The organism is Synechococcus sp. NB0720_010 (assembly GCF_023078835.1).
Classification (GTDB): Bacteria; Cyanobacteriota; Cyanobacteriia; order PCC-6307; family Cyanobiaceae; genus Vulcanococcus.
This window is the reverse complement of sequence record NZ_CP090898.1, coordinates 206,454-224,619: the sequence shown is the minus strand read 5'-3', so window position 1 is coordinate 224,619 and position 18,166 is coordinate 206,454. Positions and strand designations below refer to the sequence as shown.

At 62.9% G+C, this 18,166-nt stretch carries 21 protein-coding genes; 10 read left to right on the top strand and 11 right to left on the bottom strand.

The features are described from left to right. Window positions 1-21: 21 nt before the first annotated feature. Window positions 22-1,596 carry a YcjF family protein gene (locus LY254_RS01215; RefSeq protein ID WP_247478294.1) on the top strand — a complete coding sequence of 525 codons (1,575 nt, stop codon included), beginning with the start codon at window positions 22-24 and terminating at the stop codon, window positions 1,594-1,596. A gap of 140 nt (window positions 1,597-1,736) precedes the next feature. Here LY254_RS01215 and LY254_RS01210 read toward each other — a convergent pair whose 3' ends face one another. Continuing rightward, window positions 1,737-3,146 (bottom strand): pyridoxal-dependent decarboxylase, encoded by a 1,410-nt coding sequence (locus tag LY254_RS01210; RefSeq protein ID WP_247478292.1) that lies wholly within the window; start codon window positions 3,144-3,146, stop codon window positions 1,737-1,739. A gap of 55 nt (window positions 3,147-3,201) precedes the next feature. Here LY254_RS01210 and LY254_RS01205 point away from each other — a divergent pair, with 55 nt between their 5' ends. Next, a complete protein-coding gene (locus LY254_RS01205) occupies window positions 3,202-3,750 on the top strand; it encodes a nucleoside deaminase (RefSeq protein ID WP_247478291.1) in 549 nt (182 codons plus the stop codon). On the opposite strand, the gene LY254_RS01200 is transcribed toward LY254_RS01205, so the two are convergent. Beyond that, entirely contained in the window at window positions 3,680-4,870 is a 1,191-nt protein-coding gene (locus LY254_RS01200; protein ID WP_247478289.1) for an alanine--glyoxylate aminotransferase family protein, read from the bottom strand. The genes LY254_RS01205 and LY254_RS01200 overlap by 71 nt on opposite strands. A 54-nt stretch (window positions 4,871-4,924) precedes the next feature. Then, window positions 4,925-5,455: an allophycocyanin subunit beta gene (locus LY254_RS01195; RefSeq protein WP_247478287.1), complete on the bottom strand. Its 531-nt coding sequence runs from the start codon at window positions 5,453-5,455 to the stop codon at window positions 4,925-4,927. Between the two features lie 242 nt (window positions 5,456-5,697). On the opposite strand from LY254_RS01195, the gene glnA reads away from it, so the two are divergent. Continuing rightward, window positions 5,698-7,116: a type I glutamate--ammonia ligase gene (gene glnA, locus LY254_RS01190; RefSeq protein ID WP_010316874.1), complete on the top strand. Its 1,419-nt coding sequence runs from the start codon at window positions 5,698-5,700 to the stop codon at window positions 7,114-7,116. Window positions 7,117-7,170: 54 nt separating this feature from the next. Here glnA and LY254_RS01185 read toward each other — a convergent pair whose 3' ends face one another. Beyond that, entirely contained in the window at window positions 7,171-7,374 is a 204-nt protein-coding gene (locus LY254_RS01185) for a hypothetical protein (protein ID WP_247478285.1), read from the bottom strand. A gap of 189 nt (window positions 7,375-7,563) precedes the next feature. Here LY254_RS01185 and LY254_RS01180 point away from each other — a divergent pair, with 189 nt between their 5' ends. Together LY254_RS01180 and LY254_RS01175 are read left to right on the top strand one after the other, a co-directional pair. Further along, on the top strand, window positions 7,564-8,619 hold the full coding sequence (locus LY254_RS01180; RefSeq protein ID WP_247478278.1) for a class I SAM-dependent methyltransferase: 1,056 nt from the start codon (window positions 7,564-7,566) through the stop codon (window positions 8,617-8,619). A gap of 42 nt (window positions 8,620-8,661) precedes the next feature. Beyond that, window positions 8,662-8,976 (top strand): copper-binding protein, encoded by a 315-nt coding sequence (locus LY254_RS01175; RefSeq protein ID WP_247478276.1) that lies wholly within the window; start codon window positions 8,662-8,664, stop codon window positions 8,974-8,976. Window positions 8,977-8,986: 10 nt separating this feature from the next. Here LY254_RS01175 and LY254_RS01170 read toward each other — a convergent pair whose 3' ends face one another. Next, on the bottom strand, window positions 8,987-9,259 hold the full coding sequence (locus LY254_RS01170; protein WP_010316870.1) for a hypothetical protein: 273 nt from the start codon (window positions 9,257-9,259) through the stop codon (window positions 8,987-8,989). 9 nt (window positions 9,260-9,268) lie between these two features. Between LY254_RS01170 and LY254_RS01165 the strand changes: the two genes are divergently transcribed. Continuing rightward, window positions 9,269-9,601, top strand: coding sequence for a DUF6439 family protein (locus tag LY254_RS01165; RefSeq protein ID WP_247478274.1), 333 nt, complete (start codon window positions 9,269-9,271; stop codon window positions 9,599-9,601). Here LY254_RS01165 and LY254_RS01160 read toward each other — a convergent pair. Beyond that, on the bottom strand, window positions 9,598-9,987 hold the full coding sequence (locus LY254_RS01160) for an ATP-binding protein (protein ID WP_010316868.1): 390 nt from the start codon (window positions 9,985-9,987) through the stop codon (window positions 9,598-9,600). The two genes, LY254_RS01165 and LY254_RS01160, sit on opposite strands and share 4 nt — an antisense overlap. Before the next feature lie 61 nt (window positions 9,988-10,048). After that, on the bottom strand, window positions 10,049-10,771 hold the full coding sequence (locus tag LY254_RS01155; RefSeq protein ID WP_247478272.1) for a GUN4 domain-containing protein: 723 nt from the start codon (window positions 10,769-10,771) through the stop codon (window positions 10,049-10,051). A 97-nt stretch (window positions 10,772-10,868) separates the two neighbouring features. Here LY254_RS01155 and mnmH point away from each other — a divergent pair, with 97 nt between their 5' ends. From mnmH to LY254_RS01135, 4 genes are read left to right on the top strand one after another with little or no spacing between them, the layout of a single operon-like run. Beyond that, window positions 10,869-11,930, top strand: a complete 1,062-nt coding sequence (gene mnmH, locus LY254_RS01150) for a tRNA 2-selenouridine(34) synthase MnmH (RefSeq protein ID WP_247478270.1) — start codon at window positions 10,869-10,871, stop codon at window positions 11,928-11,930. Window positions 11,931-11,954: 24 nt separating this feature from the next. Next, window positions 11,955-12,323: a photosystem II reaction center protein Psb28 gene (gene psb28 / locus LY254_RS01145; RefSeq protein ID WP_247478268.1), complete on the top strand. Its 369-nt coding sequence runs from the start codon at window positions 11,955-11,957 to the stop codon at window positions 12,321-12,323. Between the two features lie 49 nt (window positions 12,324-12,372). Further along, window positions 12,373-13,428 carry an AI-2E family transporter gene (locus LY254_RS01140; RefSeq protein WP_247478265.1) on the top strand — a complete coding sequence of 352 codons (1,056 nt, stop codon included), beginning with the start codon at window positions 12,373-12,375 and terminating at the stop codon, window positions 13,426-13,428. Beyond that, a complete protein-coding gene (locus tag LY254_RS01135; protein WP_010316859.1) occupies window positions 13,428-14,429 on the top strand; it encodes an AI-2E family transporter in 1,002 nt (333 codons plus the stop codon). Before LY254_RS01140 ends, LY254_RS01135 begins: the two co-directional genes overlap by 1 nt. 2 nt (window positions 14,430-14,431) lie before the next feature. Here LY254_RS01135 and LY254_RS01130 read toward each other — a convergent pair whose 3' ends face one another. From LY254_RS01130 to LY254_RS01115, 4 genes are read right to left on the bottom strand one after another with little or no spacing between them, the layout of a single operon-like run. After that, complete coding sequence (locus LY254_RS01130) at window positions 14,432-14,629, bottom strand: hypothetical protein (protein ID WP_247478263.1); 198 nt, start codon at window positions 14,627-14,629, stop codon at window positions 14,432-14,434. Beyond that, complete coding sequence (gene secF, locus LY254_RS01125) at window positions 14,626-15,603, bottom strand: protein translocase subunit SecF (protein ID WP_247478262.1); 978 nt, start codon at window positions 15,601-15,603, stop codon at window positions 14,626-14,628. The genes LY254_RS01130 and secF overlap by 4 nt, the downstream gene beginning before the upstream one ends. Next, window positions 15,603-17,084: a protein translocase subunit SecD gene (gene secD, locus LY254_RS01120; protein WP_247478253.1), complete on the bottom strand. Its 1,482-nt coding sequence runs from the start codon at window positions 17,082-17,084 to the stop codon at window positions 15,603-15,605. Before secD ends, secF begins: the two co-directional genes overlap by 1 nt. Window position 17,085: 1 nt before the next feature. After that, window positions 17,086-18,069 (bottom strand): pyruvate dehydrogenase complex E1 component subunit beta, encoded by a 984-nt coding sequence (locus LY254_RS01115; RefSeq protein ID WP_010316850.1) that lies wholly within the window; start codon window positions 18,067-18,069, stop codon window positions 17,086-17,088. Between the last annotated feature and the right edge of the window lie 97 nt (window positions 18,070-18,166).

The following is an 18,166-nucleotide window of genomic DNA, read 5'->3' as shown; positions in this document are numbered from 1 at the left end:
CCTCCAACAAGGGATGCTGGCGTGAAACCTCCTGGTCGAATCTGGCTTTGGCTTGGTCTGGCCCTCGGGGTCTTGGTGGTCGTCACCGCCGTGCTCCAGGCCGTCAACAATCTGCTCTGGCAGCTGAGCTACCTGCTTCCGAGCTGGCTTGTTGGCCCCTTCAGCCTGCTGCTCTTCGGCGGGGCAGCACTGCTGATCGCTCGCTTTGCTTGGCCCTGGTTCAACAGCATCCGGCGCTCAGGCTGGAAGGTCTTTCAAGAGCCCGGTTCGCGCACCAGTGCGTCGATTGAGGCTCCCGTCAACCGCAAGGAAGCAGCTCAAAAGAACCTTGCAGGGATCGAGACGCTCCTGCAGGGCATCCGGGACGAGGTCCAACGTGAGGCCCTCAGGCAAGAACGAGAGAGGGTTGCAGCAGAGCTGGAACGCGGCGATTTAGTGATCGTGGTGTTTGGCACCGGCTCCGCCGGGAAAACATCCCTAATCCGGGCGCTGCTGCGCGACGTCGTGGGCGAGGTCGGAGCAGCCATGGGTTCAACGACGACAACCACGAGCTATCGCCTCCGCCTGCGCAACCTGCAGCGAGGCATCCGACTGGTTGACACGCCGGGGATTTTGGAAGCGGGCATCGAGGGGCAGAAGCGCGAGCAGATTGCCCGCGATCAGGCCTCGAATGCCGATCTCCTACTTCTTGTTGTCGATGGGGATCTTCGGGCCGCTGAGCTCGAGGTGTTTGCGGCGCTCGCCAGCTTGGGCAAACGGCTGCTGCTGGTCCTCAACAAGTGCGATCTGCGGGGTGAAGAAGAAGAGAAACGCCTCCTCGAGCTGCTTCGACGCAGAACCCAGGGCCGCATTGCACTGGAAGACGTGCTGACGGCCAGTGCATCACCCCAATCGGTTCCGATGCCGGGTGGTCAACCGCTGCAACCAGCACCGGAGATCGATCGGCTCCTGCGGAGGATCGCGCAGGTCTTGCACAGCGACGGGGAGGAGCTGATTGCCGACAACATCCTGATGCAGAGCAGCAGGCTCAGCGACGCGGGACGCCGTCTGCTGGCGGAGCAGCGGCAACAGGATGCGGAGTCGATCGTCGATCGCTACAGCTGGATCAGCGCCGGGGTGCTCGCGGCCACTCCGCTTCCGGGCATCGATTTGCTCGGGGCCGCCGCCGTCAATGCCCAGATGGTGATGGAAATCGGCCGCGTCTATGGGGTCAGCCTGTCGAAAACCTCGGCCCAGGAACTGGCTGTTTCCGTGGGACGAACCCTGGCCAGCTTGGGCTTGATCAAGGGCGGCATCAGCCTGGTCGGGGCCGCGCTCAGCCTGAACCTTCCGGCGCTGCTGCTGAGCCGTGCCGTGCAGGCGGTGGGTGCAGGCTGGCTGACTCGAATCGCCGGACGCAGTTTCATCACCTACTTCCAGCAGGATCAGGATTGGGGGGATGGCGGAATCCAGGACGTCGTGCAGCGTCAGTACGACCTGAACCGCCGTGAATCCGCCCTCAATGCATTTCTGTCGGCAGCGATGAAGCGTGTGGTGGAACCGCTGCAGCGTCAGGGGAAGCAGGGGCAACTGCCGCCACGGCCCGAGCGTCGCTGAAGGCCTCCGGCGGCGGTGGCTGCATCGGTCCACGGGCATCCAGGACGGTGATGAAGGCCAGATAGGCCACCGCGATCAGAATCGAGATGGCACCGGTCACGATGGCGACCCAGCGGCCTTGGGGGTTCGGTTGATTCATCTCAAACGCAAGTCAACGACCGCTGAACGACCGAGGCCACGGCAGCCAGGTCAGTGGATCGGGTGTGGGGATTGCCGAGTACGGCCTTGAGGTGATGCCTCCCCGCATAGAAGGGACGGGAGAGCATCAACTGCTGTTCGAGCAACTGCTGCCGGGTCTGGCTCGACCATCGCTCCGATTCGCTGGCCCCCATCGCACTCGGGGTGAAGGCCAACAGATGCAATGGGCCGCTGCGGATCTGCAAGGGCAGCCCGCAAAGGTGTTGCTCCAGCGCGGCGCGCCGTTGGAGGGCCCCCTGGAGCAACGCATCGATGCCATCCAAACCCAATTGACGCAGTCCCAGCCAGAGCTTGAGAATCTCGGCCGGCCGCGTTCCCTGAAGGCCACATTCACCGCCATGGGCATCCAGCCAACTGGGCTCCATGTAGGGCAGGCCAGTGCCAAAGCAGGAGGCCAGCAGTTCAGGACGCTTCAGCAGCAGGAGGGAGGAAGTCTTGGTGATACCCAGGAGCTTCTGGGGATTCACCGTGAGGGAGTCGGCTCGGTCCAGATCGGGGACCAGGTGTTTGTGCCGTTGGCTGAGGCCAAACACAGCGCCAATCGCGCCGTCCACGTGCAGCCAGACCCCGTGGCGGCGGCACAGATCAGCAATGGCCGCCAGGGGATCGACGGCACCCCGCACCGTGGTTCCGGCGGTGGCCACAACGGCAAGGACAGGACGTCCCTCTTGCTCGGCCGACTGCAACGCAGCGGCAAGGGCCGTGGGGCAGAGACAGCCGGCGCCGTCCGTCTGGATGGTCTGGAGACTCTGCTTCGGTAAGCCCATCACCATCAGGGCCTTTCCGATAGAGACGTGGGCATCTGCGCTGCAGAACACCGTCAAGTCGGAGGTCTCGCCATGGGCGAGCTGATGGCGAGCCACGACCAAGGCCATCAGATTGCTGAGGCTGCCGCCACTGGCTGCGACACCACCGGCCGTCTCTCCGAGGCCCAGTTGTTCAGCCATCCAATGGGTCAAGCTGCGCTCGAGCCGCGACAGGCTTGGCGAGAGCTCCTCGGCCAACAAATTGTTGTTGAGGCCAGCGCAGACCAGATCAGCCGCCACCGATGCGGTGAGCGGTGGGGGATCCAAGTGGGCCATCGCACCGGGGTGGATGGGGTTGTAGGCCCCATCCATCACCAGCTGCAGATCCTCAAGCAAAGCCTCAGCAGACAGGCCCTGTTGCTGTGGAGCCGGCTCGGGAAGAACGCTCAGCAGGGGCAAGGGCGAGCGCTCAGCGGCACTGGACCACCACTGGCAGAGACGCGTGCTGGCCGAGCTCAAGAAGGCTTCCAACGCGGGATCCTCCCGCAGGGGATCCGGGAAGCAGGCAACGCTGCGCTGCGGCTGGCTCGGTTGGGCTTGAGCCAATGGCCCTGAGCGTTCAGCGCCCATTGTCCCGTGTCATCGGACCCGCCGTGCTGGCATGGTTGAAGAAGCCTGCGAATCGACCTCGGGGTTGAACGAAGCTCAGCGCCATGAACTCTGGATGAGGCGGCTGCTGCGCCGGGCAGAGGCCGTTGGAGAGAAGGGTGAAATCCCTGTGGCGGCCGTCGTGCTGGATGGCCATGGACGGGCCCTGGGCTGGGGGGTCAACCGCAGGCAACGGGAGCAACGGCCCCTGGGGCATGCGGAGTTAATGGCCTTGGAGCAAGCCGCACGCCTGAGGGGCGACTGGCGCTTTAACGACTGCAGCCTGATCGTGACGCTGGAGCCCTGCCCCATGTGTGCAGGCGCCCTGGTGCAAGCGCGCATGGGACAGGTGATCTTTGGGGCCCATGACCCCAAGCGCGGTGCTCTCGGCGGCTGTCTGAACTTGGCGACGGATCCGAGCGCCCATCACCACATGACAGTGATGGGCGGAGTGCTGGAGCTGGAATGCAAGAGCAGGCTCGAGGCCTGGTTCAAGCAGCGGCGGCAGCAGCGGCAGGCGCAGAAGAGCGGAAGGCCGGAAGCTCTTGCTCAAGCAGGTTGAGCAGGAGATCCACGTTCTCTTCGCGACTGTTGTAGCCCATCAGCCCGATGCGCCAGACCTTGCCTGCGAGGGCACCCAGGCCTCCGCCCACTTCAATGCCGTGCTTGTTCAGCAGGTGAGTCGTGAAGGCCTTGCCATCGACACCTTCTGGAATGCGAACAGTGGTCAAGGTGGGGAGACGCAGCTCCAGGGGAACGTGGGGTTCAAGCCCAAGCCTCTCAAGACCTGACCAAAGGCGCTCAGCATTGCGGCGGTGGCGCGCCCAGACGTTCGCAAGACCTTCTTCTGCGATCAGGCGCAGGGCCTCGCGCATGCCGAAGTTCATGTTGACCGGTGCGGTGTGGTGATACACCCGGTCACTGCCCCAGTACTGATTCAGCAAGCTGACGTCGAGGTACCAGTTGGGCACCTTGCCGCTGCGGGCAGCCAGCTTCTCCTCGGCGCGGGGACCCATCGAGAAGGGACCGAGGCCGGGAGGGCAGCTCAGGCCCTTTTGGCTGCAGCTGTAGGCCAGATCAACCTTCCATTCATCGAGATACAGGGGCACTGCACCTAAAGAGGTCACCGTGTCCAGCAGCAGGAGACAGTCGTGCTGACGGCAGAGGTCACCGATGCCCTCCATGGGCTGGCAGACACCCGTTGAGGTCTCGGCATGGACCATCGCCAGGACCTTGGGCTTGTGCTGCTTCAAGCCCGCTTCGATCTCATCAAGACTGAAGGCTTCGCCCCAGGGCTTCTCGATGGTCTGGACATTGGCGCGGTAACGGCCCGCCATGTCCTGAAGACGCAAACCGAAGTAGCCCTTAACTGCCACGAGGACGGTGTCGCCAGGCTCAACGATGTTGGCGATCGTGGCTTCCATAGCCGCCGATCCCGTGCCACTCATCGGCAGGGTCAGGCGGTTATCGGTTTGCCAGACGTAGCGGAGGAGCTCTTGCACTTCGCCCATCAGGGCGACATACAGCGGGTCCAAATGGCCGATCGGCGAGCGGCTGAGGGCCTCAAGAACCGTCGGGTGGGCATTGGAGGGGCCAGGTCCCAGCAGCAAGCGCTCCGGAGTATCAATCGGAGCAAGCGACAGCCGATGTCGATCTGACACGGTTGATGAGATGGAAGCCAAGGCCTGGGAGGGGGCTGGATGGGTTGAGACTACGCAGTCGCAGGTGCGAGCGAATCAGCGGGCGCGCACGTTGGTATCAGCCAAGCCGCGGCAAAGGTGCTCAAAAGGAGCACGAACAACACTGTTGATGAGCTCCGCACTAGCGGCACCGGAATCGAGCAATTTCTCGCTAATCACATCGGCCATCAGGGCGATGCTGCGAACGGTGGGACCAGTGGGGACACCGAGGCTCTTGTAGGTGTCATCCAGGCCGTTCAGGACCCGCTCGTTCAGGATTGTGCTGTCGTCAGCCACCAAGGCGTAGCTGGCGTAGCGAAGGAAGTAATCCATGTCCCGCAGGCAGGCAGCCCAGCGGCGAGTGGTGTAGGCGTTGCCGCCGGGTAGCAACAGCTCGGGATCCGACTGCCAGAGGCGCTGGCTGGCCTCGCGGACGATTTCAGCGGCTTCGCAGTTGATCAGCTCAACCGCAGCGAGACGCAACGACGATTCAGAGAAATAGGTGGCGATTCGGTCAATAGCCGAGCCGTCGAGATAACGGCCGAGCTGGTCGTAACGGCCGATCAGACCGGTGATGGCATCACGCATTGTGGGTGTGAGATCGACGCACCTGGGTTGGACCGTAGCACCGGCAAACGTCCAGATCCCTTGCTGGATCGAGGTTTTGAAGAAGTTGACAGAAACGGTTACTCAAACCAGCGGAGGAGTCCAAAACAGGCCGATGAGTCCTCCATTTGGTTACGGGCGATACAAAGCGGGGTCATCGCCGATCACTACGGTCTGAGCCGTCCGGTACAGGCCGGCACCCACCAAGCCATTTTCAACGCGTCATGGCCAAGACCGCCCAGGACGTCCTCCGTCAGATCAAGGACGAAGGCATTGAACTGATTGACCTCAAGTTCATTGACCTCCACGGCAAGTGGCAGCACCTCACCGTCACCCCTGATCTGGTTGAAGAGGAAGCCTTCACTGAGGGCGTTGCCTTTGACGGCTCCTCTATCCGCGGCTGGAAGGCCATCAACGAGTCGGACATGGCCATGGTGCCCGACCCAAACACCGCCTGGATCGACCCCTTCTACGGCCACAAAACTCTCAGCCTGATTTGCTCCATTCAGGAGCCGCGTAGTGGCAAGCCTTACTCCCGCTGCCCCCGTGCCCTGGCCCAGAAGGCCCTGGACTACCTGAGCTCCAGCGGCCTGGCCGACACGGCCTACTTCGGACCCGAGCCCGAGTTCTTCGTCTTTGACGACGTGCGCTACAAGAGCGCCAATGGCTCCAGCTTCTACAGCGTCGACTCGATCGAGAACCCCTGGAATACCGATCGCGTTGAAGAAGGTGGCAACCTCGCCAACAAGATTCAACTGAAGGAGGGCTACTTCCCCGTCGCCCCGAACGACACCCTTCAGGACATGAGGACCGAGATGCTCCTCACCATGGGCTCCCTGGGTGTGCCCATCGAGAAGCACCACCACGAGGTCGCCACCTCCCAGCATGAGCTGGGAATGAAGTTCGCCGAGCTGATCACCGCGGCGGACAACGTGATGATCTACAAGTACGTCGTGCGCAACGTTGCCAAGAAGTACGGCAAGACCGCCACGTTCATGCCCAAGCCGATCTTTGCCGACAACGGCAGCGGCATGCACGTTCACCAGAGCATCTGGAAGAACGGCGACACCCTGATGTGGGGCGATGGCACCTACGCCAACCTGTCCCAAACGGCCCGTTGGTACATCGGTGGCCTGCTGAAGCATGCCCCCAGTTTCCTGGCCTTCACCAACCCGACCACCAACAGCTACAAGCGCCTGGTGCCCGGTTTTGAAGCACCGGTGAACCTGGTGTACTCCCAGGGCAACCGTTCCGCCGCCGTCCGCATCCCGCTGACCGGCATGAATCCCAAGGCCAAGCGCCTGGAATTCCGCTCAGGCGACGCTCTGGCAAACCCCTATCTGGGCTTTGCCGCCATGCTCATGGCCGGCATCGACGGCATCAAGAACCAGATCGATCCGGGCAATGGCACCGACGTCGACCTGTTCGAACTGCCCGCCGAGGAGCTGGCGAAGATCTCGACCGTTCCCGCGTCCCTCAACGGCTCACTGGAAGCCCTCAAGGCTGATCACGAATACCTGTTGGCCGGTGGCGTCTTCACCGAAGACTTCATCGACAACTGGATCGCTCTGAAGTACGAGGAGGTGCAGCAGCTGCGCCAGCGGCCCCACCCCCACGAATTCACCATGTACTACGACGCCTGATCAGGGTCTCGTTCATGGCAGCCCCGGCTTCGGCCGGGGCTTTTTGATGGCGAGTCAGCTGTGACGCAGCTGCTCGATGGCGCTGTCATGCAGCCGTTGCTCATGGGCATGGCGCTGGGCCCAAACCAAGGTCTGAGCGTCGACCCGCTCCTCATGATCCAGGTCGGGCTTGGCCCGGCGCTGAGACAGCCAGCCGCTCAGCCGACGGGCGGCACGCTGGCGCTCTCGCACCCAGGCGACATAGTGCGGCTCGTTCAAACGAGCAGAGGGGGTGGTATCGATCATTGACTTCCTCCTTCCTGTTTCACAGATTCATTCTGTAGCTGTTGCTACCAATTTGCGCGCATCTCCATCAATCTTGATCAGAGTTCAAGCCGATACAAGTCCACAGCGACTGCATCCCATCGGCTGAAATAGGTGCCACATGAGATCAGTGGCATCCCGCCCATGGCTGACGCCGTCACCAAGCTCGCCTACGAGGCCCTACAGCAGGGCAAGAGCCTGGTCGGGGTCGCCCACAAGGAGATCAGCACACGCCTGATGGAAATTGTGGCGCCCGATGGAGCGCCCAAAACCCTGCCCATTCCGCCGCAGATGCTTCGGGACCTGCAGGCCTCCCACAAGGCCCTGCTGGACCTGGATTGGCAAGAAGCAGAAGCGGGGCTGTATCCCACCAACTTGCTCTTTGATGCCCCCTGGGGCGATTGGGCCGCGCGCTACCCCCTGGTCTGGCTGGACATGCCCAGCACCTGGACCAGGCGCTCCGAGCGCAACGTCCGTGACCTTCCCACCAACGTCGAGACCGAGAACTACCCCGACTACTACCTGCAGAACTTCCACCATCAGACCGATGGCTATCTGAGCGATCACTCGGCGACCCTCTACGACCTGCAGGTCGAGATCCTGTTCAACGGCACGGCCGATCCCATGCGCCGGCGGGTGATCAAGCCGTTGGTCCAAGGCCTTCGCGCCTTCGGTGACAGACCCAGCAGCTCCCTTCGGGTTCTGGACGTCGCCACCGGTACTGGCCGGACCCTGCATCAACTGCGAGCAGCCCTGCCCCAGGCGCAGCTCGTGGGCCTGGATCTGTCATCGGCCTACCTGCGCCAGGCCAATCGCTGGCTCTCGCAACGTCCATCGGAACTACCCCAGCTGGTCCAGGGCAACGCCGAGTCGATGCCCTTTGCAGAAGGGAGCATGCAGGGGGTGACCTGCGTCTTCTTAATGCACGAACTGCCAGGCGAAGCGCGTCAGGCCGTGATCGAAGACTGCTTCAGGGTTCTGGAACCTGGTGGTGTCCTGGTGCTTGCGGATTCCGTCCAGCTGGCTGACTCACCGCAATTTGAAGTCGCCATGGACAACTTCCGCCGGATGTTCCATGAGCCGTACTACCGCGACTACATCGGCGATGACATCGACGCTCGCCTGAGCGCAGCAGGATTCAGCGGAATTCGTGCCCAATCCCATCTGATGACCCGGGTCTGGACTGCCACCAAGCCCTGACACAGGGCTTGCCACTGCTCGCTCGCTCCATAGGGTCTGCTGATGAGCAACCCCTTTCACGTGCGCTGGCTCAACGGCTGGTCCTTCCAGACCGTGCTGATGGAGGGGGCAGTTCAAGTGGAAGCACGTGGCTTCGGAATCTGTCTGCGGACTCCGGTGCGAGCTGGCGAGAGCCCGACGGCAGCCGCTGATCGCCTGGTTCTGGCAGAGGACCGGCGCCGCCGTGCCCTGCATGCCGCCTGGCTCAGGGGAGAGCGACTCAAGGCGAATCGTCCAGATGGCCTGACTCCTGAGGGCAGCAGTCAAGAACAGGCTCCTAGCCCCACCGGACGTTCGCTGATTCGCGTCGCCGCCTGAACGTGACGGTTCAACGCTTCAACAGGACGGCCATGAGGGCGCCCACGCCGCCCCAACGCAGGAATTGCCAAACAACCCGCTCACTCCAGAGAGTGGCCTGAAGCGGACTTGGGAGCGGATCCAACAGTCGCTGGGCTGCTGAGAGCCGCTGTCGCAAACGACGGGCCTGGAGGCTGTCGTCGGAGGGTTCCAGGCGCTCAGCGGCCGACACGGTGGCCAGCAGGTTGGCCAGTTGATGCAGCCAGCGGATCGGCTGGTAGGGGGAGCGCGGTCGCTGTTGCATGGCGTCAGGATGGCCTGGTCCCAACGGATCCGTCCAGTGCAGGCTCAACAGGCGAAGCAAAATCCGCGGGAGTGGCCCCTGGAGAGCCAGCAGTTGGCGCAGGCATTGCATCAGAAGCTGGCCATCAGCAACCAGGACTGGCATGCGCTCAAGGCACAGCCCCAACGGCGGGCAGCCGAGCAACTGACAGCAGCACTGGTGCTGATGCTGGATCCAGCCAACGGCCCGGCCTCAGCCGGCGTGAGCGCACAGAGGCAACAGGCGACGGCCCTGGTGGAGCATGCCCTCGGCTGGCTCAAGGGTGAGCTGAAGGACCCCGGCTGCCCGACGCACGGCCACTAGGCCCTGCGCATCGCCACTTGGACGCGGTTGCCCCTGCGGCTCCAGCGCACATCTTCGAAGCACTGGTGGATCAGGAACAGGCCCCGGCCACTCGCAGCATCCAGGCGATCCGGAAGCGCAGCGACGCGGGCTTGGGCAGGCAGGCCAGGTCCCTCATCTTGAACCTGAAACACACACCACCTGGGGGAGAGGATGCGGCGAATCCGAACGCACTTCAGGGGGTCGTTGCCATTGCCGTGGCGCACGGCATTGACCAGGACCTCCTGGAGGCCCAACTGCAGCGTGGCCTGTTGTTCGGCGCATTGAATCGGCTCCAGCAACAGCTCCAGCAGCGGAGCGAGATGCAGGGTCGATGGGGTGATGTAGTCAGCCCAACGCAGCGCCATAGAGCCCCGGAGAGGGGAACAGCGAACGGATTGACCCTACCGCCGAGTGAAGCGCCGTGCTTCAGGACGCCACGCGTTGTTGCACCCCTGGGTGAGAGAGCAAGGCATCCATCAGACGGACCCCCCGCAACTGATTCACCAGGGGCATGTGCCCCTCCGGAGCTTCGAGGGTCCAGGTGAAGGCCTTGGGGTAACGGGTCCAGATCCCCGCTTGCTTCCAGCCAATCCGCGGCCAAAGCTGCTCCCAGCGGTTGCCCAGGCTGCGCAGCAAACGCAGTTGAACGGAGAAACCAAAACGAGCCTGGGAGAAGGTCACCCAAAGGCGATCCAGACTCTCAAGATCCACGGAGGCCATCGGCGGGACCTCGGAGTAATAGACGTAGCCGCGTTTTTCGGCTGCCGGTCCGGCCAACTGGCGCAGGTGCACGCTCGTTAGACGGTCGGCATCCTCGAAGTCCTGACGAATCAAGGCCAACTGCAGGGGGCCGTAATCCAGGCCCTGGCCACTGGTCACGGCGAGCCAGCCCTCTGGGAAACGGGTCCAAAAAGCCTGGGAGAGCGCGTCGTCCTCGGAGACCAACAACTGGATCAGGGTCCCGCAGGCCCAGTCATCTCCAGTGGCATCCCAGCGGTCGATTTGATCGGCGATCAGAGGACGGCACTCACTGCTGCGCTGCAGCACTTGCGGCAGAAGGGAGCGCCGTTGGCGTGGAGCGCTCGTCAGAAAGCGCTCGATCAACTGGTCAGCGCTGACCGTGGTGGTGACGGGTGGTCCGGAGAGCATGGAGACGGGCTGACCTGACGCTGGTGCGACAGCGTTGGCCCACTATGTCAGGCATTGCAGTCCCATAGCGGCAAGAAGCCCACCCAGGATCATCGCCATGGCTGAGCGCCAATCGATTGAGGCTTTCCTGCAGGGCCCGGGTCCGGTGGTGGATGTCCGCGCCCCGGCTGAATTCGAAAAGGGCCATATCCCTGGGGCCCAGAACTTGCCTCTGTTCAGCGACCAGGAGCGTGCAGAGGTCGGAACGAGCCACAAGCAGCAGGGGCGCACTGCGGCGGTGCAGCTCGGCCTCTCGCTGGTGGGGCCAAAGCTGGCCTTCCTAGGGGAAAAGCTGCAGACACTCAGCAAAAGCCATCCAGGGCAACCCCTGAAAATTCACTGCTGGCGCGGCGGAATGCGCTCGGGGAGCATCGCCTGGCTAGCCGAAACCCTCGATCTTGAGGTTCTGCTGCTGGAGGGTGGATACAAGAGCTATCGCCAGTGGGTCCTCGCGCTGATGGAGCAGCCCTGGCCCATTCGCCTTCTCGGCGGACGGACAGGGACGGGGAAGACCGACCTTCTGGTGGCCCTGGCGGAACAAGGCGTGGCGGTGCTGGACCTCGAAGGACTGGCGAATCACCGCGGCAGCAGCTTTGGCGGCTTGGGTTTGCCGGCCCAGCCGACCACGGAGCACTTCGAAAACAAAATCGCTGAAGTGCTGCAGCAGCACCGCTCGGCCCAAGAGATTTGGGTTGAAGCCGAAAGCGTGCAGGTGGGCCGCTGCCGGATTCCCTCGGGGCTCTGGCAGCAGATGCAGGGGGCTCCGCTGCTGGAAATCACAAGACCGGTTGAGGAGCGACTGGAGCAGCTGGTGGCGGTCTACGGGATCCAGGACCCCCTGGCCCTTGCCGATGCCACCCAACGGATCGCCAGACGCCTGGGTCCCCAACGCACCAAAACCGCCCTCGAGGCGATCGAGCAAGCGGATTGGCATGGCGCCTGTGCGCAGATGCTGGACTACTACGACCGCTGCTACGACCACGAGCTCGAGCGCCATGGTCAAACCGAAGAGCCAAGCCCACGGGAGCGACTCGACTGTGCGGGGCTCACTGCGCAGGGAGCCGCCGAGCAACTGATCGAAAGCGGAACGGCAACCAGATCCGCCGGGCAGCATCACTAGGATCAGCCTTTGCGATAACGGGCGATGGCCGCGATCCAGTTTTTCCCCGGTGTGGATGAGCCGGTCGTGCCCGATATCCGTATGACCCGTTCGCGGGATGGTCGCACCGGTCAGGCGATCTTCGTGTTCGATCAGCCCCAGGCCCTCTCCCCAGAGACCATGGCTGACATCGGCGGCATGTACATGCTCGATGAAGAGGGTCAGATGGTGACCCGCGACGTCAACGCCAAGTTCGTCAACGGCAAGCCTTCGGCCCTGGAGGCCACCTACACCTGGAAAACCACCGAGGATTTCGAGCGGTTCATGCGCTTTGCCGAGCGCTATGCCCAGGCCAATGACCTCGGCTTTGCCCAGAACAAAAAGGACGAAGCTGGCGAAGAGGACGCCAACTGAATTCAATCGCCGCAATCGGCGCTAAAACAACACGAGTTGGCCTCCCCCTTTGCGATTCGGCCAGTGGCTCGGATTGATTGCCACAGCAGCGGCGCTGGTGCTGCTGTGGTCCCTGCGGGAGGTCCTCGTCCTCGTCTTTGCTGCCGTGGTGCTCGCCATGGCGATCTGCACCCTGGTGGGTATGACCCAAGAGCGCTTGCGCTGCAACCGTCCGCTGGCGCTCTTCATCAGCCTGGGGGGCTTGCTTGTGGTGGTGGTGCTGACCACCGCCGTCGTGGTCCCACCGTTTGTTGCCCAGTTCCAAGAACTGCTGCGGCAGCTTCCAGCAGCCCTGCAGTTGGCGATGCAGCTGCTACGCCGCACCCTGGATCAGAGCAGTCAGATGCTCTATGGCCGCGAGGCGCTGCAGTGGTTGCAGAAGAGCTGGCTCAGCCAGGGGTCCGGCAGCCTTGACCCGACCGAGGGGTTCCTGAAGCTGCTTGGGATTGCAGGGAACCTGGGCAGCGGGCTTGTGGAGCTCCTGTTTGTGGTCGCTGTCAGCCTGATGGTGGCGATCCAACCCCAGGCCTACCGGGAAATCGCGATCCTGCTGGTCCCATCGTTTTATCGGCGACGCTTCCGGGACGTTCTCACGCTCTGCGGTGAGGCCCTCAGCAGTTGGATGGCCGGCGTGCTGATCAGCTCGCTCTGCGTCGGCGTCTTGGCCGCCATCGGCCTGTCACTACTGGGGGTAAAGCTGGTGGCCGCCAACGCGCTATTGGCTGGCCTGCTGAACATCATTCCCAACATCGGACCGACCTTGAGCACGGTCTTTCCAATGTCCGTGGCGTTGCTCGATTCACCGGTCAAAGCGCTGCTGGTGCTGCTGCTTTATGTGGTGATTCAGCACATCGAGAGCTACCTGATCACCCCTTCGGTGATGCATCACCAGGTGAAGTTGCTGCCTGGATTGACCTTGATTGCCCAATTCTTCTTCACGGTGATCTTTGGTCCCTTGGGACTGCTGTTGGCGCTGCCACTGGCGGTCTGCCTCCAGGTCCTGGTTCGCGAGGTGCTGATCCAAGACGTTCTGAACGGCTGGGAACTCCCGATGGCTGAGCGCTGATGACACCACGCAGTTTGCTGTTGCTGCTGTCCCTTGTGGTTCTTGGGCTCTTGGCCTGGGAACTGCGCTGGGTCCTGATGGTGCTCTTCGGTGCCGTCGTCCTCGCTGTCGCCCTCGACGTGCCCGTGAGCTGGTTGCGCCGAGGCCTGAGGCTCAGCCGGCCACTGGCACTCCTGCTGGTGCTGATGGTGCTGGCTCTTCTGAGCTGGCAACTCACGGACTTACTCCTGCCGGAATTGCTCGAGCAGCTCAATCAGCTGACCCAGCTGGTGCCAGCGCTGATTGCACGCCTTTCGGAATTGCTGGGCGGTGTCAGCGTCCTGGAGGGTCTGGAAGGTCGACTCGCCGATCTGATCACACTCGACAAGTTGCAACCCATTGGAGCCCAACTGATTGGGTTCGCCGGGGGCGCGGCCAGCGGCACCGTGCTGCTGCTGTTGATGGGGCTGCTGGCGATCCTGTTGGTCCTCGATCCGCGCAGTCACCAACGCCTGGTGTTGGCCCTGACGCCGGCCCACAGCCGGCCGCTGGTGCAGAACCTCCTGACAGAAAGCCGCCAAGCCCTCGGGGGCTGGCTGGCGGGAATGACGCTCTCGGCCTCGGTGGTGTTCCTCCTGACCTGGGCCGGCCTGGCAGCCTTGAAGGTCCCCTTGGCCCTGTTGAGCGGACTGATCTGCGGCCTTCTGACCTTTGTGCCCACAATCGGCCCCACCCTGGCGAGCCTGCTACCGGTGGCTGTGTCGCTGTTGATCTCGCCGACCCTGGCCGTTCAGGTGATCGTGCTTCGCCTGGTGCTGCAGAACGGCGAGGCGTTTCTACTCACGCCCCTGCTCCTGAGTCGAACGGTCAATCTGCTGCCCACCGTCGCGCTGATGGCGCAGCTCAGCCTGGGGGCACTGCTGGGCCTACCCGGTGTACTGCTGGCCCTACCGCTTGTCGTCGTCCTCCAGGTCTTCTCTCAACGGGTGCTGGTGGAGCAGGTCATGGACCGGTGGACCTAGGGCTATCGCCGCTGGCGGATCAAGCTCGGGGTCAAGATCAAGACCGTGACCGCAAGCAAGTGATAGCGGGGAATCATCAACAAGCTGATCCAGGTGAAGTGCTCGGCTAGGAGCTGAAGCTCAGCGCGCAGATCCCAGAGGGCAAGGAGTGCCAACGCCACCGGGGCCCATGGCACAGAAAACCGCCTGGATCGCGTCATCGACGCGAGAGAACGGGCAAGAGTGTGGGTGCAATACCGATGCTGGACCAGCTGCCAACGCCAATGCCAACGGTCAGGGCCACGGCGAACCAGAACAAGCTGCTGCCGCCAAAGAGCAGCAACGAGACCAACGGCAGCAGGGTGGTGAAGGACGTGTAGAGCGAGCGGGTCAAGGTGGCATCCACCGCCACATCAACCTGTTCCTGCAAGCTCATGCCCTGAAGAGCCCTTTTTTGCTCGCGAATGCGGTCGAAGACAACCACCGTGTCATTGACCGAATAACCCGCGACGGTGATCAACGCCACGGCAAACAGGGAATTGACCTCAATGCCGCTGATCAGTCCCAACCAGGCGAAGACCCCGCAAGTAATGACGATGTCGTGGGCCAGGCAGAGCAGGGCCAAGCCTGCAAACACCCCGTCGTAGCGAAAGCTGATGTAGAGCGCGATCGCAGCAAAGCTGACCAACAGGGAAATCAGGCTTCCTTTGAGCAGCTGGGAGCCAAGGGTGGGTCCAATGGTGTTGATCGCAACCTGTTGGGGGTTCACCGTGCCAATCACCGGGGCCAAACCTTCGATCAGGGCCCGGGTCTGCTCGGGCTCAAGGTCCGGCAGGCGCAGATCAACAGAACGACCGCGGTCGAGCACCTGCACACCAGCGTTGACCAGCTGGGGGGCCGCTTGACCACCGACCTCCGGCAGCGTGAGCATGCGCAACTGCTGACGCACCTCAGCGGCTTTAAGTCCCGCACAGTCCGCTCCGCTGCAGCTGCGCTGAATCTCCACCTGGGTTCCACCGGTGAAATCCAAACCGGGCTTCAAGGGAGCGGCGATACGGGGGTTGCTCCAACACAAGGCCATCCCCACCAGGCTGAGCAGAACGGCCAAACCAGAAGCAAGCCAGCCCTGGCGGCGGATGCGGCTGATGCGAAAGCGGGGCGCGGTGGCGGCCACGGAGGTCGAGGAATCGGACATCAGGAGGCCTGGGCTGGCAGCTGGGTCTGGGGTAAGAAGTAGCTGGAGCGGCGCAGGGCGGGATACCCCATCAAGAGACGCAGCAGGGTGCGGGTGCAAGTCAAAGCCGTGAACAAGCTGAGCACCAAGCCGATCCCCAAGGTGACGGCAAAGCCCTTCACCAAGCCAGTGCCAAGCGCAAAGAGGGCCACACAGCTAATCAAACCGGTGATGTGGCCATCGAGGATGGATGAGAAGGCCAGCGAGAAACCCGCATCAATCGAGCGGATCAGGGTGTTCCCGCGTCGCAACTCCTCTTTGACCCGCTCAAAAATCAGGACGTTCGCGTCGACAGCGATCCCGATCGAGAGGATGAAGCCTGCGATCCCTGGCAGGGTCAAGGTGACGGGGATCAGGGCATACATGGCCAGGTTGAACAGGGCATAGAGCGCCAAAGCAACCACGGCCACAACGCCGGGCAAGCGGTAGACGACGACCATGAAGACGGCGACCAAGGCCAAGCCCAGCAGGGCAGCATGAAGGCTGCGCTGGACGTTCTCGCTACCGAGAGTGGCGCCAATGGTGCGCTGCTCGATCACCTCCACCGGCAAGGGCAGCGAACCACCGCGGAGCTGAACCTCCAGGTCGCGGGCCTCTTCGGCGCTGAAGTTGCCCGTGATGCTTGCGGCACCGCCGCTGATGCCGGCGGGTTTGAACTCCGGCCCCACACTGGCTTCGCTGATGGAGCGGCCGTCGAGAACGATGCCGAGTAGGCGTCCGCTACCGGCAATGCTCTGGGTGAGTTGGGCGAACTTACGGCCCCCCTCGGTGTTGAAACTCAAGGTGACATCCCAGGCGCTGCCGGCCTGGTTCTGCTGACGCCCGGCACCTGTGAGGTCCTTACCGGTAAGGGCGGCCGGCTCGTAGAGGTCGACGATCTTGGTGTTGACCGCCGCCAGCAACAACTCCAGCTGCTCGGTCTCCGTGCTGCCGGCAGGGGCACTGACGCCGGCGTCCTTGAGGAGCTGTGCCAGGCCATCGGCATCAAGGTCGACCGCTTGGGTTTGACCTTGGTCCTTGGAGCGGCGCAGGTTGAGAACCGCTTGGGCCTGGCGCTTGAGCTTGAGCAGACCGCTCATCTGCTGTTCAGTGCCTGGCTTCTGCGCGCGGAACTCCAGAAGGGCCGTGGTGCCCAAGACCTTGGCGGCACGGCTGGGGTCCTGTTCACCCGGCAGCTGCAGCAGGAGTTGATCGTCGCCAATGGTCTGAAGGGTGGATTCACTCACCCCCAGGCCGTTGATGCGCCGGTCCAGGACGTCCTTAACGGCCTCCAGTTGCTCGCTCTGCACGCGCTGAATCGCTCCAGCCGGCAGGACTTGAAGGGTCAGTTGACTGCCCCCGCGCAGGTCGAGACCCAATTGCAGTGGGAACGAAGCAAGAACAGCCCCGGCTGCGAAGGCCAGGGCCAAGATCAGGGCAAACCACCCCTGTTGACGTGCCATTTCAGACCTGGCCAGCCTTGAGGGCTTTGGCCGCTTCAACGATCTGATGCGGCTGAATGATGGTCAAGTTTTCCAGGGTGCCGTTGTAGGGCGTGGGGATGTCCTGGGAGGAGAGACGGATCGGGCGGGCGTCCAGGTCGTCAAAGCAGTGCTCGGTGATCAAGGCGATCAACTCGGCGCCAATGCCGCCGGTCTTCATGCACTCCTCAACCACCAGGACCTTGTGGGTCTTGCGGATGGAGCGGGAGATCGTCTCCATGTCGAAGGGCTTCAGGCTGATCAGGTCGATCAGCTCCACGCTCACACCCTCCTTCTCCAGCTGTTCCACGGCCTTCAGGCAGTGGTGACGCATGCGGGAGTAGGTGAGGATCGTGACATCGCTTCCTTCCTTGACCAGATCGGCCTGGTCCAGGGCGCAGGTGTAGTCGCCCTCGGGGATGTCCTCAGAGAGGTTGTAGAGCAACACGTGCTCGAAGAAGAGCACGGGGTTGTTGTCGCGAATCGCCGCCTTCATCAGGCCCTTGGCATTCGTCGGGGTGCTGACGGCAACGATCTTGATGCCGGGAACCGCGTGGAAATAGGCCTCGAGTCGCTGGCTGTGCTCCGCGCCCAGCTGACGGCCCACACCACCAGGGCCGCGCACCACGGTGGGAATCGTGAAGTTGCCACCGCTGGTGTAGCGGAGCATCCCCATGTTGTTGGAGATCTGGTTGAAGGCGAGCAGCAGGAAGCCCATGTTCATGCCCTCAACGATCGGGCGAAGGCCCGTCATCGCCGCACCAACGGCCATGCCCGTGAAGGCGTTCTCAGCAATCGGGGTGTCCAGGACCCGCAGTTCGCCGTACTTGTCGTAGAGATCCTTCGTGACCTTGTAGGAACCGCCGTACTGACCGACGTCTTCCCCCATCACGCAGACATGGGGATCACGCGCCATCTCTTCGTCGATGGCCTCACGCAGGGCGTTGAAGAGAAGGGTCTCTGCCACGGTTGAAAAGCGGGTCCGGCACTGGACCGGGGTGGGGCCAACCTATCTCAACCGCCTGCGGCGAAGGTCAGCAACAACAACACTGACAACAGCATTC

What these genes read in the sequence shown, in the direction of transcription:
- LY254_RS01205 (WP_247478291.1), top strand. Translation starts at nt 3,202, where the DNA reads ATGGTTGAAGAAGCCTGCGAATCGACCTCGGGGTTGAACGAAGCTCAG.
- LY254_RS01195 (WP_247478287.1), bottom strand. Translation starts at nt 5,455, where the DNA reads ATGCGTGATGCCATCACCGGTCTGATCGGCCGTTACGACCAGCTCGGC.
- glnA (WP_010316874.1), top strand. Translation starts at nt 5,698, where the DNA reads ATGGCCAAGACCGCCCAGGACGTCCTCCGTCAGATCAAGGACGAAGGC.
- LY254_RS01180 (WP_247478278.1), top strand. Translation starts at nt 7,564, where the DNA reads ATGGCTGACGCCGTCACCAAGCTCGCCTACGAGGCCCTACAGCAGGGC.
- LY254_RS01175 (WP_247478276.1), top strand. Translation starts at nt 8,662, where the DNA reads ATGAGCAACCCCTTTCACGTGCGCTGGCTCAACGGCTGGTCCTTCCAG.
- LY254_RS01170 (WP_010316870.1), bottom strand. Translation starts at nt 9,259, where the DNA reads ATGCAACAGCGACCGCGCTCCCCCTACCAGCCGATCCGCTGGCTGCAT.
- LY254_RS01165 (WP_247478274.1), top strand. Translation starts at nt 9,269, where the DNA reads ATGGCCTGGTCCCAACGGATCCGTCCAGTGCAGGCTCAACAGGCGAAG.
- LY254_RS01160 (WP_010316868.1), bottom strand. Translation starts at nt 9,987, where the DNA reads ATGGCGCTGCGTTGGGCTGACTACATCACCCCATCGACCCTGCATCTC.
- LY254_RS01155 (WP_247478272.1), bottom strand. Translation starts at nt 10,771, where the DNA reads ATGCTCTCCGGACCACCCGTCACCACCACGGTCAGCGCTGACCAGTTG.
- mnmH (WP_247478270.1), top strand. Translation starts at nt 10,869, where the DNA reads ATGGCTGAGCGCCAATCGATTGAGGCTTTCCTGCAGGGCCCGGGTCCG.
- psb28 (WP_247478268.1), top strand. Translation starts at nt 11,955, where the DNA reads ATGGCCGCGATCCAGTTTTTCCCCGGTGTGGATGAGCCGGTCGTGCCC.
- LY254_RS01135 (WP_010316859.1), top strand. Translation starts at nt 13,428, where the DNA reads ATGACACCACGCAGTTTGCTGTTGCTGCTGTCCCTTGTGGTTCTTGGG.
- LY254_RS01130 (WP_247478263.1), bottom strand. Translation starts at nt 14,629, where the DNA reads ATGACGCGATCCAGGCGGTTTTCTGTGCCATGGGCCCCGGTGGCGTTG.
- secF (WP_247478262.1), bottom strand. Translation starts at nt 15,603, where the DNA reads ATGTCCGATTCCTCGACCTCCGTGGCCGCCACCGCGCCCCGCTTTCGC.
- secD (WP_247478253.1), bottom strand. Translation starts at nt 17,084, where the DNA reads ATGGCACGTCAACAGGGGTGGTTTGCCCTGATCTTGGCCCTGGCCTTC.